11 protein-coding genes are annotated in these 14,659 nt (G+C 67.1%); 5 read left to right on the forward strand and 6 right to left on the reverse strand.

Going from position 1 to position 14,659, the window contains the following annotated elements; genetic code table 11:
* Window positions 1-3 precede the first annotated feature (3 nt).
* The gene (locus ACZYZ5_RS13650) at window positions 4-1,137 is read right to left on the reverse strand and encodes an acyl-CoA dehydrogenase family protein (RefSeq protein ID WP_463902296.1); all 1,134 of its coding nucleotides are present in this window, start codon (window positions 1,135-1,137) and stop codon (window positions 4-6) included.
* 295 nt (window positions 1,138-1,432) lie between these two features.
* Here ACZYZ5_RS13650 and ACZYZ5_RS13655 point away from each other — a divergent pair, with 295 nt between their 5' ends.
* The 3 genes from ACZYZ5_RS13655 (at window position 1,433) to ACZYZ5_RS13665 (ending at window position 4,653) form a co-directional block, all read left to right on the forward strand.
* Window positions 1,433-3,178: an AMP-binding protein gene (locus ACZYZ5_RS13655; RefSeq protein ID WP_463902297.1), complete on the forward strand. Its 1,746-nt coding sequence runs from the start codon at window positions 1,433-1,435 to the stop codon at window positions 3,176-3,178.
* A 36-nt stretch (window positions 3,179-3,214) separates the two neighbouring features.
* Window positions 3,215-3,721, forward strand: coding sequence for a MarR family winged helix-turn-helix transcriptional regulator (locus tag ACZYZ5_RS13660; protein ID WP_354349404.1), 507 nt, complete (start codon window positions 3,215-3,217; stop codon window positions 3,719-3,721).
* Between the two features lie 77 nt (window positions 3,722-3,798).
* Entirely contained in the window at window positions 3,799-4,653 is an 855-nt protein-coding gene (locus tag ACZYZ5_RS13665) for a helix-turn-helix transcriptional regulator (RefSeq protein ID WP_463902299.1), read from the forward strand.
* A gap of 94 nt (window positions 4,654-4,747) precedes the next feature.
* On the opposite strand, the gene ACZYZ5_RS13670 is transcribed toward ACZYZ5_RS13665, so the two are convergent.
* The gene (locus ACZYZ5_RS13670) at window positions 4,748-6,145 is read right to left on the reverse strand and encodes an MFS transporter (protein ID WP_463902300.1); all 1,398 of its coding nucleotides are present in this window, start codon (window positions 6,143-6,145) and stop codon (window positions 4,748-4,750) included.
* Between the two features lie 173 nt (window positions 6,146-6,318).
* Between ACZYZ5_RS13670 and ACZYZ5_RS13675 the strand changes: the two genes are divergently transcribed.
* Together ACZYZ5_RS13675 and ACZYZ5_RS13680 are read left to right on the forward strand one after the other, a co-directional pair.
* Window positions 6,319-6,747, forward strand: a complete 429-nt coding sequence (locus ACZYZ5_RS13675; protein ID WP_463902301.1) for a DUF1761 domain-containing protein — start codon at window positions 6,319-6,321, stop codon at window positions 6,745-6,747.
* A 215-nt stretch (window positions 6,748-6,962) separates the two neighbouring features.
* Window positions 6,963-10,142: a bifunctional cytochrome P450/NADPH--P450 reductase gene (locus ACZYZ5_RS13680; RefSeq protein WP_463902302.1), complete on the forward strand. Its 3,180-nt coding sequence runs from the start codon at window positions 6,963-6,965 to the stop codon at window positions 10,140-10,142.
* A gap of 43 nt (window positions 10,143-10,185) precedes the next feature.
* On the opposite strand, the gene ACZYZ5_RS13685 is transcribed toward ACZYZ5_RS13680, so the two are convergent.
* From ACZYZ5_RS13685 to ACZYZ5_RS13700, 4 genes are read right to left on the reverse strand one after another with little or no spacing between them, the layout of a single operon-like run.
* On the reverse strand, window positions 10,186-10,965 hold the full coding sequence (locus ACZYZ5_RS13685; RefSeq protein WP_463902303.1) for an enoyl-CoA hydratase: 780 nt from the start codon (window positions 10,963-10,965) through the stop codon (window positions 10,186-10,188).
* A 59-nt stretch (window positions 10,966-11,024) separates the two neighbouring features.
* Window positions 11,025-11,978, reverse strand: coding sequence for a 3-hydroxyisobutyrate dehydrogenase (gene mmsB / locus ACZYZ5_RS13690; protein WP_463902304.1), 954 nt, complete (start codon window positions 11,976-11,978; stop codon window positions 11,025-11,027).
* Window positions 11,971-13,044, reverse strand: a complete 1,074-nt coding sequence (locus tag ACZYZ5_RS13695) for an enoyl-CoA hydratase/isomerase family protein (protein ID WP_463902305.1) — start codon at window positions 13,042-13,044, stop codon at window positions 11,971-11,973. Before ACZYZ5_RS13695 ends, mmsB begins: the two co-directional genes overlap by 8 nt.
* Window positions 13,044-14,543, reverse strand: coding sequence for a CoA-acylating methylmalonate-semialdehyde dehydrogenase (locus ACZYZ5_RS13700; protein ID WP_463902306.1), 1,500 nt, complete (start codon window positions 14,541-14,543; stop codon window positions 13,044-13,046). The genes ACZYZ5_RS13695 and ACZYZ5_RS13700 overlap by 1 nt, the downstream gene beginning before the upstream one ends.
* Between the last annotated feature and the right edge of the window lie 116 nt (window positions 14,544-14,659).

A 14,659-nucleotide genomic window follows, 5' to 3' on the forward strand; every position in this document is an offset into this window, starting at 1 on the left:
TGCCTACACGAACGCGGACTTGCCCGTCACGGCCCGGGCCACGATCAGTGAGTTGATTTCGTAGCTGCCCTCATACGTGTACAGGATCTCGGCATCACCAAAGAGTTTGCCCATCTCGTAGTCGCTGCTGATCCCGTTGCCGCCCATCAGCGAACGCCCCATCGCCACCGACGCCCGGGCCAGCCGGGTGGTGGTGGACTTGGCCATCGCGGCCTGGACCATCTCGAGTTTGCCGTCCTCCTGGATCCTGGCCAGCTGCGCCATCAGCGACAGCGACGCGGAGGCGTTGCCCAGAATCTCGGCCAGCTGCTGCTGGATCAGCTGGAAGCGGGCCAGTTCCTTGCCGAACTGCTTCCGCTCCAGCGAATAGGACCGTGCGACGTCGAACGCGGCCAGCTGGATGCCGGCGGCCTGCCAGCCCACCCAGGCGCGTGAATCGCGCAGCAGCTCATTGGCCTTGGAGAAGTCCGTGGCACCGGGGAGCAGGTTGGACTTCGGGATGCGGACCTCGTCGAGCACGATATCCGCGTTCTGCATGATCCGCAGCCCGATTTTGTTCGCGATCTTGGTGGCGGTGTAGCCGGGGCGGTCCGTCTCCACGATGAAGCCCTTGATCTGCTGGTCCGCGACGTCCCGAGCCCACACCACGGCGAAGTCCGCAATGGTGCCGGCGCCGATCCAGCGCTTGGCGCCGTTGATGACCCATTCCCCGCCGTCCAGCCGTGCCGTGGTGGCCAGGCCTCCCGCGATGTCCGAGCCGTGCTCCGGCTCGGTCAGGGCAAAGGCGCCGATCTGCGTCAGGGCCGTCAGACCCGGCAGCCAGCGCGCCTTCTGTTCCTCGGAGCCGAGCTGGTCGATCATCCCGACGATCAGCTCATTGTGGATCCCCACCAGGGCCGAGAGGGACACATCGGCGCGGGCCACCTCGACGTACATCAGGCCCTTGAACAGCTTGGACGTCCCGTCCGTCTGCAGGCCGCCCAGGCCGTACTTGCCGAGCTCGGCGACCAGCCCGAAGGGGAATTCCTCACGGTTCCAGTAATCGATCGAGGCCACCCGGATCCGGGACTGGAGGAAGTCACGGACTTCCTGGTAGCGGAACTGCTCCTCCGGGGGAAGCAGGTCGACGATGTACATCAGGTCGGCGTCTGGGAACGGCGGTGCCGCTATACCGGCCGCGCTCCCCGCTGCTGACGCGGCGGGCTGCCGCTGTGTGGCCTCCTCTGTGAGGGTCGGTCCGCTGGCACGTCCTTGTGGCTGCACGGGCATGTATCCCTTCGTAGTGATCCGGTCATGAACCGGGCCGGCTCTTCCAAACCCTTGGATGTCCTAGTATATTGCATAGTGATGGTGATCACTAAGAAACTCGTGATCACCGGGCAACGGCGCCGGGCTTGAAACGGCTGCGCCACCAGACTTCGAAAGGTGCACGATGACAGTCACTGAGGAATTCCGCGTAGCACGCGACCGCATGCTTGACCTCCGCAAGGACTACGAGGCGGCGCGCAGCGAATTCCAGTGGCCGCGCTTTGAGCACTTCAATTTCGCCCTGGACTGGTTCGACCAGATCGCGGCGGACCCGGCCAAGGCGAACAACCCGGCCCTGGTCATCGTCGAGCAGGACGGCTCGGCCACGCGGCGCAGCTACGCGGACCTCTCCCTGCGCTCGGCCCAGGTGGCCAACTGGCTGCGCAGCCAGGGTGTGCGGCGCGGTGACCGGATGATCATCATGCTCGGCAACCAGGTGGAACTCTGGGAACTGATGCTCGCCGGCATCAAACTGGGCATCGTCATGATCCCCACCACCACCCTGATGGGGCCGGCGGACCTCAAGGACCGGGTGGAGCGCGGCGGAGCGAACTGGGCCGCCGTCGGAAGTGCCAATATAGGCAAGTTCGCCGAGGTCCCGGGCGACTACACCCTGATTGAAATCGGCGGTGACGCCGGCAACGCCGCAAACCCGGCCGCCGTGCAGTACATCGAGTCCGCCGGGGCGGACGATGCCTTCACCCCGGACGCGCCGACCCGGGCCGACGAGACCCTGCTGCTCTACTTCACCTCGGGCACCACCTCCAAGGCCAAGCTCGTGGAGCACACGCACACCTCCTACCCGGTGGGCCATCTGTCCACCATGTTCTGGATCGGGATGGAACCCGGCGATGTGCACCTCAATGTGGCCTCGCCCGGCTGGGCCAAGCACGCCTGGTCCAACGTCTTCACGCCCTGGATCGCCGAAGCCTGCGTGTTCATCTACAACTACGAGCGCTTCGATGCCAAGGCACTCATGGAGCAGATGGACCGCGAGTCGGTGACGAGCTTCTGCGCCCCTCCCACGGTCTGGCGGATGCTCATCCAGGCCGACCTGACCCTGCTCAAGAACCCGCCCACCAAGGTGGTCTCCGCCGGCGAGCCGCTCAACGCCGAGGTGATCGACCAGGTCCAGCGCGCCTGGGGACAGACCATCCGCGACGGCTTCGGCCAGACCGAATCCACGGTGCAGATCGCCAACACCCCCGGCCAGCCGATCAAGATCGGCGCCATGGGCAAGCCGCTGCCCGGCTACGACGTCGTGCTCGTGGACCCGGCGACCGGTGCTGAGGGCGACGACGGCGAGCTCTGCCTGCGCCTTGACCCCCGGCCCGTCGGGCTGATGAAGGCGTACTACGGTGATCCCGAAAAGACGGCGGACGCGTTCCGCGACGGCTACTATCACACCGGTGACATGGCGAGCCGGGACGAGCGCGGCATCATCACCTATGTGGGCCGCGGTGACGACGTCTTCAAGTCCTCCGATTACCGGCTGTCCCCGTTCGAGCTGGAAAGCGTGCTGATCGAGCACCCGGCGGTGGCCGAGGCCGCCGTCGTCCCCTCCCCGGACCCGCTGAAGCTCTCGGTGCCCAAGGCGTTTGTGGTCCTGGCGGCCGGGCACGAGGCCGGCCCGGAACTTGCCGAGGACATCCTGCGGTACTGCCGCGACCATCTGGCCCCGTTCAAGCGCATCCGCCGGCTGGAATTCGCCGAACTGCCCAAGACCATCTCGGGCAAGATCCGGCGTGTGGAGCTGCGGCACAGCGAAGAACTGCGCCACGGCGGCGGGACGGTCCCGGCCGGCCTCGGCACCGAGTACTCCGAAGCCGACTTCCCCGGCCTGAAAAGTCCCGCCGAAAAGCTAGGCTGAACCGTATGAGATTCAGGACGAGACGCTGGGGGTTCCGTGGCAACGCCGCTGCCGCGTGATCCGATCGCCGACGCCCGGCTGAACTGGGAACGGCACGGCTGGTCCGACGTCGCCGCACCGATGGCCGCCATCACCGCAATCATGCGGACCCAGCAGATCCTGCTGGCCCGGATCGAGGGCATCCTGAAGCCGTTCGGGCTGACGTTCGCCCGCTACGAGCTGCTCGCCCTGCTGAGCTTCGCCCGCAGCGGCGCGCTGCCCATGAACAAGGCGAGCGCGCTGCTGCAGGTCCACCCCACCTCGGTGACAAACGCCGTCGACCGGCTGCAGGGCGCGGGGCTGGTGATCCGCTCGCCGCACCCCACCGACGGGCGCACCACCCTGATTGAACTCACGCAGGAAGGGCGTACGCTTGCTAAACGGGCGACGGCGGCACTCAACTCCGAGGTGTTCGCCCAGTCCGGCTTCGCCGAGCAGGATGTCGACCAGCTGATCCGGATCCTGGGCACCTTCCGCCGCAACGCCGGCGATTTCAGCGAATAACCCCGGCCGAGGGCCTTATCAGAACTGATGTCCCGTCACAACGCAGTGACGGGTTCCGCGGCACCAGGAGACGACTCATGCAGCCGAACGCCTATTCCCGCCCCGATGACAGGGAGCTGCTCCGCGCCTCCCTGCGCCTGCTCTCCGGCAGGTTCCGGCCCGCCGTGCTCTTCGCCGGGCTGGCCAGCGGCGAGCTGCTGCAGCTGACGGACTTCCTGGGCACCGCCACGTCCAGCCTGCACCAGATGCAGGTGGTTCCAGGCACCGGGCTCGGCGGCCGGGTCTTCACGCAGCGTCGGCCGTTCCTTGTCGAGGACTATATCGCCTCCCAGGGAATCACCCACGAATACGATCTCGCCGTCCGGCGGGAACGCCTGACGTCCATGGCGGCCGTCCCCGTGGTGGTCCGGGGCCAGTCGCGCGCGGTGCTGTACATCGCCAGCAGGGACAGCGCCCCGCTGGGCGAAAACGCTGTGTGCGAGGCGATGGAGGCGGCCGCCGAGATCGCCGCCGAACTGCGGATCCGGGACGAGGTTGACCGCCGGGTCTCGATCATCGATACCGCCAAAGCCGCGCCTGCCCTGGTCCAGGACCGCAGCTGGCTGGAGCACGTCCGGGAAGCCCACGCCGAGCTGCGGTCCCTGGCCGGCACCGTGTCCGATCCTCACCTGGCGCGGCAGCTGGACATCATCGGCACCCATCTGGCGCCGCCGACCGCCGTCGGCATCCATCCGACAGCCCGGCTGGCCCGCCGTGAGCTCGATGTGCTGGCTCAGGTGGCACTGGGCTGTTCGTACCAGGAAACCGCTGAACGCCTCGGCCTGAAAGCGGTGACGGTCAAGAGCTACCTGCAGAACGCGATGTCCAAATTATCCGCGCACAACCGGCTTGAGGCCGTGTCCGCGGCCCGCCGGCTGGGACTCATCCCGTAGGGCGGGGCTGCCGGTTTTCACCGGCAGCCCCGCCCCCACCCGCGGATCCCCCAAAGCCCGGAATCCGCGGTCTGGATTGCTTCGGCTCAGATCCCTAGGGCCGTGAGGCAAGCTCGGTGGCTGCTGTGCCTTCCGCGTGCTCCGGGGAGGTGCGCGCCTTGCCGTCCTCCAGTCCCTGCTTTTCGCGGTTGGGCAGGGCCAGGGTGCAGAGCACGCTGAACACGCCGATCCCGGCGAGCAGGACCCCAATGGACCACGCACCGGACGTGTTGGCAAGCTGGGCTGCCACCAGCGGGACGATGCCTCCGCCGACGACGCCGGCGAGGTTGTAACCCATGCCTGCGCCGGTGTAGCGGTAGCGGGTCTCGAAGAGCTCCGGAAGCAGCGCACCGGCGGGGCCGTAGGCGATTGCGAAGATCACGAGGGTGACGGTGAGGCCCAGACCGAAGGCGAACACCGTGTTCGCGCTGAGGATCGGGAACAGCATGAGGGACCACGGCACGGCGAGGATGCAGGAGGTGGCGATGACCTTCTTGCGGCCGAAGCGGTCCGAGAGGATACCGGAGGCCAGGGTGGCGGCGGCGACAAACAGCGAGGAGACGATGCCGGTGCTCAACACTTCCACCCGGCTCAGCTGCATGCCGGTGGGGCTCGTGGCATAGCTGGTGAGGTAGGCGGTGCCAATGTAGAAGAAGGCGAACAGCAGCGTCAGGGAGCCGCCGGCGAGGAGGATTTCGCGTGGCTGGCGCTTGATGGACTCGAGGATGGGCAGCTTGGTGCTGGATTTGGTGACCGTGGCGGCGTTCTTGAAGACCGGGGTTTCCTCGATGCTCAGCCGGACCCACAGGCCCACGAGAACCAGCACGGCACTGAGAATGAACGGCACGCGCCAGCCAATGGTGATGAAGGCGTCGGACTTGTCCCCCAGTGTGAGGTTGGTGATGAGGAACGTGCCGCTGGCCAGGGCGAAGGCAACGGACGGGCCCATCTGCGGGAAAGAGCCGAACAGCCCGCGCTTGCCCTTGGGTGCGTATTCGGCCACGAGGAGCGTGGCGCCGGCCCATTCGCCGCCAACGGCGAGTCCCTGCACGAAGCGGAGCACCACCAGCAGAATGGGGGCGGCCACGCCGATGGTGTTGGCGTCCGGAATCAGGCCGATCATCACGGTGGCGATGCCCATCATGAGCAGTGTGGTGATAAGGGTTTTCTTCCGGCCGATCCGGTCTCCGAAGTGGCCGAAGATGATTGCGCCGACGGGACGGGCGAAGAAGGCGACGGCGAACGTGCCGAAGGAGGCAATGGTGCCGGCGGCGGCACCCAGGGCCGGGAAGAACACAACCGGGAAGACCAGGGCGGCAGCGGTGCCGTAGATAAAGAAGTCATAGAACTCGATGGTGGTTCCGGCGGCGCTGGCGAGGGCGACCTTTCGCAGCGTCTTGCGGCTGGGCGGCGCTTGCTGCCCGGCCGCCGAGGTCGGTGAAACTGAAGTCATGGCAATCTCCTTTGATGTCAGCCTCGATGCGCGGCTTTGTGACTTAGCTCACCGTAACGAAAAGCATGGACATCCAACTACCTCCCAAAAGAGGTAGTTCCGAAAAGCGCGGGACTACCCGGGCGGTCCCCTAGACTTCGGAAAGAAGCCAACCCTGAACCTTGAGGAGCGAAATGATCCCGGAGATCAACATCTGGGCGGTACTGCTGGCCACCCTGTCCAGCATGGTGGTGGGGTCCGTCTGGTACACGCCGAAGGTGTTCGGCAACTACTGGATGCGCGTCGCCAAGGTCACCCCGAGCGGGGACGCCAAGGACGCCGTCAAACCGATCCTGATCACCCTGGTGGTCAGCTTCGTCAGCGCCCTCGTGCTGGCCGGGGCCGCTGCCATTTCGCAGCACTTCTACGGCGGGGATTTCCTGGCCAACACCCTGGTCACGGCCCTGATCCTGTGGGCCGGGTTCACGGCGGCGCGCTTCATCACCCACGATGCCTTCGAGGGCCGCCCGGTCGGACTGACGGTGCTGAACTGCGCGCACGAACTCGTTACCCTCATGGTGATGGCCCTGATCATCGGTCTGTTCGGGATCAGCGCGGCCTGATGTCCTGACCGTCCCGGGCAGCGCCGGAGCGGCTGGCACTTCCTGACGACACGCAATGGAGCTGTCGCTACCGGGATTCGGCAGCGACAGGGCCTTTGCGCGTCTTTTGCCCCGAACCGTCGCGGAGTATCGTGGGTCGCAGCCGGACAGCGCCGTCCGGCCAGGCAGCAATTAGTGCTCACAGAGCGTCGATTGGCAATCGCCGAGGAGGGGCCATGACTTCGCCGACCGTCCCCATACCGCAGCCTCCTCCGAAGCCGGTGGTCGGCAACCTGGCCGACATCGACTCCAGTAAGGGCGTCCTCGGAATAGCCGAATTGGCCGAGCGGTATGGCCCCATTGTGCGCCTGCAGTTCTTCAATCGCAGCGTCGTCGTCATATCCTCCCAACAACTCGTCAACGAAGTGTGCGACGAGTCCCGTTTCGACAAGGTGATGGGCAACGCCCTGCGGGAGGTTCGGGATTTCATCGGCGACGGCCTGTTCACCGCCGAAACACAGGAACCCAACTGGCAAAAGGCGCACCGGATCCTGATGCCGGCCTTCGGGCCGGCCGCGCTGAAGCGGATGTTCACCGGCATGGACGACATTGCCGAGCAGTTGCTCCTCAAATGGGAGAGGCTCGGCCCCGCGGCCCGGATCGACGTTCCGGACAGCACCACCCGGCTGACCCTGGACACCATCGCCCTGTGCTCCTTCAGCTACCGCTTCAACAGCCTCTACCGGGAGGAGCTGCATCCCTTCGTGGGAGCAATGGTCCGTGCCCTGGTCGAATCCGGAGAACGCGGGCGCAGGCTCCCGGTCCAGAATAAGATCATGCTGCGCCGCCGCCACCAGCTCGAGGAAGACAACGCCCTGATGTTCGAGGTGGCTGACCAGATGATCAGCGACCGGCGGCGCAACCCCAGCCCGCCGGGCGGCGAAGACATTCTGGACACCATGCTCAACGCGGCGGATCCACTGACCGGTGAGCGGTTGCCCGATGAAAACGTCCGCTACCAGATGGTCACCTTTCTGGTCGCGGGGCATGAGACCACCAGCGGCCTGCTGTCCTTTGCACTCTACGAACTGCTGCGCCATCCGATTGTCCTGGCCAAGGCGCGCGCCCAGGTGGACGAGGTCCTAGGCACCGAGGGCGCCCGGCTCGCACACCTGCCCCGGCTGGCGTACCTGGACCAAATCCTCAAGGAAACGCTCCGGCTCTGGCCCACCGCCCCGGCGTTCAACGTCGCTCCGTTCGAGGATACGACGCTTGGCGGCCGCTACGAAGTCCCGGCAGGCCAGCCCGTCCTGGTCCTGCTCCCCCTGCTGCACCGGGACAAGGCGGCGTGGGGCGAGGACGCAGAGATCTTCAATCCGGACCGGTTCTCCCCGGAACGGGCCGCGAAAATCCCCGCCGATGCCTGGAAGCCCTTCGGTAACGGACAGCGCTCCTGCATCGGGCGGGGTTTTGCCCTGCAGGAGGCCATGCTTTTCCTGGCCAAGCTCCTGCAGCGCTTCGACATCACGCCGGCGGACCCCAGCTATGAACTCAAGATCCAGCACACTTTGACCATGAAGCCCGAAGGGCTGTTCATCCACGTGCGCCGGCGGAACATCACGATCGCGGCCGGATCCCCCGCCGCCGTCGAACAGGCCCGCCAAGCGGAGGCTGCAGTGGCTGCGACCGCCCCCAACGGCGTTCCGATCCGCGTTCTTTACGGTTCCAACGCCGGAACGTCCCAGGACTTCGCTCAGCGCATCGCCAACGATGCCGGGCGGCGTGGCTACAGCCCCACCATCGGACCGCTCGACGACGCGGCCAGCGGACTGCCCACGGCGGGGCTCGTTGCCGTCGTGGCCTCGTCCTACGAGGGCCAGCCGCCGGACAACGCCCGGAAGTTCATGACCTGGACCGAGGGCCTGCGGCCGGGCAGCCTCACGGGCGTGAGGTACACGGTGTTCGGGAACGGCAACAAGGACTGGGCGCGGACCTACCAGGAGGTCCCCAAGGCCATCGACGCCCGGCTCGCGGCCGCCGGCGCCACCCGGATCTATACCCGGGGCGAAGCCAACGCCCGCGGTGACTTCTTCGGCGCTTTCGACGAATGGTACGCGGGATTCTGGCCGGCCGTGGATGGCGAGCTCGGGCAAAGCACCAGTTCCCCGGCCGCGCAGCCCGGGCTGGACCTTCAGTTTGTCGGGAACGTCCGGGACCCGCTGTTGCGCCAGAACGGGCTGGCGCTCGGCACCGTCGTGGCGAACCGCGAGCTGGTCGATATGGCCAAGCCCGGCGCCCGGTCCAAGCGTCATGTCGAGATCGCCCTGCCAGAGGGGATGAGCTACCGGGCTGGCGATTATCTTGCCGTGCTGCCGCTGAATCCCAGCGAACTCGTGCAGCGTGCCCTGACCCGCTTCAACCTAGATTACGACTCGCACGTCCTGTTGAGCATGGAGCAGGGGGACACTTTCCTGCCCACCGGGATGCCCGTGTCCGTGGGCGAACTGCTGAGCAGCTACGTCGAACTCGCGGTCCCGGCCACACGGACCCAGCTCGAGTACTTGGCGGATGTCGCGCAGGATCCTGCCGACCGCCAGGACCTTGAGGCCCTCGCGGAGAACCGCGAGCGCCATGCGGCCGAGATCCTCGACAAGCGGGTCTCCCTTCTGGACCTGCTGGAGAGGCACCCGTCCTGCCAGCTGTCGTTCGGCTCGTTCCTGCAGCTGCTCACCCAACTGTCCCCGCGGCGGTATTCCATCTCCTCGTCCCCGCGCTGGAGCCCCGACCACGCGACACTGACCTTCTCAGTCATCCAGGCTCCGGCCTGGTCAGGCCACGGCGTCTTCGAAGGAGCCGCCTCAACCTATCTCGCCCAGGCCAGGCCCGGGTCGAGGGTCGCCGTCACGGTCCGTCCCTCCAACGCGGCATTCCACCCGCCACAGTCCTTGGAGGTCCCGCTCATCATGGTCTGTGCCGGGACCGGGCTGGCGCCCTTCCGGGGATTCGTTCAGGACCGGGCGCTACGGGCCGAGGCCGAAGGCATCAAGCCGGCGCCTGCCCTGCTGTTCTTCGGCTGCCGGGCCCCGGACACCGACTTCCTCTATCAGACGGAGCTCGCATCTTGGGCAGACGAAGCCAATCTCGACCTCCGGCCGGTCTTTTCCAGTGCTCCCGAAGACGGCCTGAAGCACGTTCAGGACCGGCTGTGGGCTGACCGGGCCGACGTCGTCGAGCTGGTCAAGGATGGCGCCACGGTCTACGTCTGCGGCGACGGCAAATACATGGCGCCGCAGGTCCGCGACACGTGTGCACTGATCTACAGGGAGGCTACCGGCGCCTCGGCGGCGGACGCCGAGGCCTGGATGGATGAGGTGGAACGCACCCACGGAAGATACGTGGCCGACATCTTCACCTGAAGCTGCCCGGCTTCACGTAAAGCTGCCCGGCCGCTCCCGCCGCCTAACGGTGCGTGAAGTCCGGCTGGCGCTTCTCAGTGAAGGCTGCCATGCCTTCCTTCTGGTCCTCGGTGGCGAACAGCGAGTGGAACACCCGCCGTTCAAACAGCACACCCTGGGCCAGCCCGGTCTCGAAAGCGGTGTTGACGGCTTCCTTGGCTACCATCGCCACCGGCTTGGACTTGGAGGCAATCACCGCGGCGGCTTTCATGGCCTCGTCCACCACGTCCGCGGCCGGCACCACACGGGACACGAGGCCGGCGCGTTCGGCTTCCTCGGCGTCCATGAAGCGGCCGGTCAGGATCATGTCCATCGCCTTGGATTTGCCCACCGCCCGGGTGAGGCGCTGCGAGCCGCCCATACCCGGCAGCACGCCGAGGTTGATTTCCGGCTGGCCGAACTTTGCGTTGTCCCCGGCGATGATGAAATCGCACATCATCGCGAGCTCACAGCCGCCGCCCAGGGCGAACCCGGACACCGCCGCGACCACCGGGATGCGCAGCCGGGTAAAGTCCTCCCAGCCGCGGAACCAGTCCGCCGCATACATGTCCATGTAGCCCTTGGACTGCATTTCCTTGATGTCCGCCCCGGCCGCGAAAGCCTTGGCGGATCCGGTCAGCACGACCGCCCCCACCTCGGGGTCGGCGTCCATGGCCGACACGGCGGCCACGAGTTCGTCCATGGTGGCCTTGTTGAGGGCGTTCAGCGCCTCGGGCCGGTTGAGCTTCACGAGCCCCACCCGGCCACGGCGCTCCACCAGAATGTTTGTGTATTGCTCTGTCATGCCTGTCCCCTCAGCTGTTCAGAAAATGTTTGGTCCGGCCGGTCCGTATTCAGACCCGGCTAGTGTTCGGATTTGTCCCGGATGTCGGTAATGATGCCGGAGAAGTCCCGGCCCGCCCCGCCTTCCGCGGCAAAGCTATCGTAGATTTCGGAAGCAAGCGGACCCAGCCGTGCGGCGACGCCGGTGCTTTGGAGCGCGTTAAGTGCCAGCTTAAGGTCCTTTGCCATCAGGGCTCCGGCGAAGCCGGGCTGGTAGTCGCGGTTGGCGGGGCTCGTGGGCACCGGCCCCGGCACGGGGCAGTTGGTGGTCAGCGCCCAGCACTGGCCCGAGGCCGCGGAGGCGACGTCGAACAGCGCCTGGTGGGTCAGGCCCAGCTTCTCGCCGAGCACAAAGGCCTCGCTGACCGCGATCATCGAGACGCCGAGGATCATGTTGTTGCAGATCTTCGCGGCCTGTCCGGCGCCATGTTCCCCGCAGTGGACCACCCGCTTGCCCATTACCTCGAGCATCGGCCTGACCGCCTCGAAGTCCTCCGGAAGCGCCCCCACCATAAACGTCAGGGTGCCCGCCTCGGCGCCCACGACACCGCCGGACACCGGGGCGTCCACGGCGCGGTGCCCGGCCGCCACGGCGAGTTCGGCCGCTTCCCGGGCCTCATCCACGTTGATCGTGGAGCAGTCCAGGAACAGGGTGCCGCGGGCTGCGGTGGCGAGCAGGCCGGGCTGGCCGGGGGTGCCGCGGTAGGCGTCCAGCAGGTGTTTGCCGCTGGGCAGCATGGTGAGGACGACGGCGGCGCCGGCCACGGCCTCCGCTGCGGTGTCCGCGGTCGCGATGCCGTGCGCCCGGGCAGCTTCCAGCGCGGCCGGCACCACGTCGAAGCCGGTCACGGTGTACCCGGCCTTGACCAGGTTGATGGCCATCGGCCCGCCCATGTGGCCCAGGCCGAGGAAGGCGACCGGACCGGCCTGCGCCGCCCCGGGCCGGTCCGGTTCAGGCGTCGATGGTTCAGACATTGTCGCGCTCCTTCGAAAGCATCAGTTCGCGGTCGCCCAGCGGCGCAAAATAGGATTCGACGTCGCCGCGGCTGACCTCCGCCAGCGTGGCGGGCCGCCAGTGCGGGTTGCGGTCCTTGTCCACGACCTGGGCGCGGATGCCTTCGCGGAAGTCGGGCCCGGCAAGGAACCGCAGCCCAACGCGGTACTCCTGTTCCAGGGTTTCCTCGAGGCCCAGTCCCCTGACCCGGCGCAGGGATTCCAGCGCCACCTTCACGGCGGTCGGCGACTTGGCCTCGATGGTGTCGGCGGCGTCGGAGGCTTCCCCGCCCACTGCCCGCAGCCGGCGCACGATCTCCCCGGCGTCGTCGCTTGAATAGCAGGCGTCAATCCATTCCTGCTGCGCTGCGAGGACGGACGGCGGCGCCTCCTCGGCGAAGCGCGCGACGGCGTCATCCGCCGCCTCGGTCTCCAGCGCCTCGGCAAGTTCCGCGAGCTTCGCGGACGGGACGAAGTGGTCCGCGAGGCCCAGGAACAGGGCGTCGGCGCCGCTCAGGTGCGCGCCGGTGAGGGCCGCATGGGTGCCGGACTCCCCCGGTGAGCGGGAGAGCAGCAGGGTGCCGCCGACATCGGGCACAAACCCGATGGTGGTCTCCGGCATGCCCATTCGGGTGCGTTCGGTGACGATCCGGACCGATCCGTGCGCGGAGATCCCCACTCCGCCGCCGAGGACCAGGCCGTCCATGAACGCCACGTACGGCTTCGGGTAGCCCGAGATGAGCGCGTTCATCCGGTATTCCTCGGCCCAGAAGTCGGCCGTGGCGTCGCCGCCGTCGAGCATGTCCCGGTAGATGGCCACGATGTCGCCGCCGGCGCACAGCCCCCGGTCACCGGCGCCGTGGACCAGCACGGCCGCCACGGCGTCGTCGTCTGCCCAGAGCGTGAGCTGTTCGAGCATGGCTGAGGCCATGCCCGCGGTGAGCGCGTTGACGGCCTGGGGCCGGTTGAGCGTGACCACGCCCAGCCGGCCCCGCCGTTCGAACAGCACCTCCGCCGACGTGGCGTCGGAGGAATGCTTCCCCGCCATCAGCTGCCTTCCGGCATCACGAAGCTGGCACCGGTACGGATGCCGGAGGGCCAGCGGGTGGTGACCGTCTTGGTCTTGGTGTAGAAGCGGAAGGCGTCCGCGCCGTGCTGGTTGAGGTCGCCGAAGCCGGAGGCCTTCCAGCCGCCGAAGGTGTAGTAGGCGATCGGCACCGGGATGGGGACGTTGATCCCCACCATCCCCACCTGGACCCGGCTGGCGAAGTCGCGGGCGGAGTCGCCGTCGCGGGTGTAGATGGCCACGCCGTTGCCGAATTCGTGCTCGCTGCACAGCCGCAGCGCCTCGTCGTAGTCCTCCGCGCGGAGCACACTCAGCACCGGGCCAAAGATCTCTTCCTTGTAGATCGTCATGTCCTTCGTGACGTTATCGAAGAGGGTGGGGCCGACCCAGAAGCCGCCCTCGTAGCCCTCGACCTTGAGGCCGCGGCCGTCGGTGAGCAGGGTGGCGCCCTCGTCGACGCCGGCCTGGATGTAGCCTTCGATCCGTTCCTTGGCGGAGGCCGCCACGACCGGGCCGAAGTCCGAGTCCTTGGCGAGGCTGTGGCCGACCTTGAGGTCCGCGATCCGCTCCTCCAGTTTCGCGACGAGCGCGTCACCGGTGGCCTTACCGACCGGCACGGCCACCGAGATCGCCATGCAGCGTTCGCCTGCTGAGCCGAAGCCGGCGCCCATCAGGGCGTCCGCGGCCATGTCCAGATCCGCATCCGGCATGATCACCATGTGGTTTTTGGCCCCGCCGAAGCACTGCGCGCGCTTGCCGTTCGCGGCGGCCGTGGCGTAGATGTACTGCGCGATCGGCGTGGAGCCGACGAAGCCGATGGCCTGGACCCGGGGGTCCTCCAGCAGCGCGTCGACCGCTTCCTTGTCGCCGTTGACGACGTTGAAGACCCCGGCGGGCAGGCCGGCCTCGGTGAAGAGCTCCGCGAGGCGCAGCGGCACGGAGGGGTCCCGTTCGGACGGCTTGAGAATGAAGGAGTTGCCCGCGGCGAGCGCCGGTCCGGACTTCCAGAGCGGGATCATGGCCGGGAAGTTGAACGGCGTGATCCCGGCGACGACGCCGAGCGGCTGGCGCAGTGAGTGGACGTCGATGCCGGTTCCGGCGCTGTCCGAGAATTCGCCCTTGAGCAGGTGCGGGGCGCCGGCGGCGAACTCCACGACCTCGATGCCGCGCTGGATGTCACCCTTCGCGTCGAGGAAGGTCTTGCCGTGTTCCGAGGACAGTAGAGTGGCGAGTTCGTCCAGGTTCTGGTTGACCAGATCAACGAACTTGAGCAGGATCCGCCCGCGGCGCTGCGGGTTCATGGCCGCCCATTCGAGCTGGCCCTTTTCCGCGTTGGAGACCACGTTGCGGACTTCCTCGGTACTGGCCAGCGGCACCCTGGCCTGGACCTCGCCGGTGCACGGATCGTAGACATCGCTGAAGCGCCCCGAGGTACCTTCAACATGCTGTCCGTCAATGTAATGGGATAGTTCGCGAACCATAATGGAATGCTCCTTTGCACGGTGTGATGGCCGAAGTGACGGCCGGGCCGTGTGACCCACGCCATCTTCTCCTCCCGAATATACTCGGACTTCCTACTAAATTCCAGAGGGGCGTG

Source organism: Pseudarthrobacter ribosi (assembly GCF_055412865.1).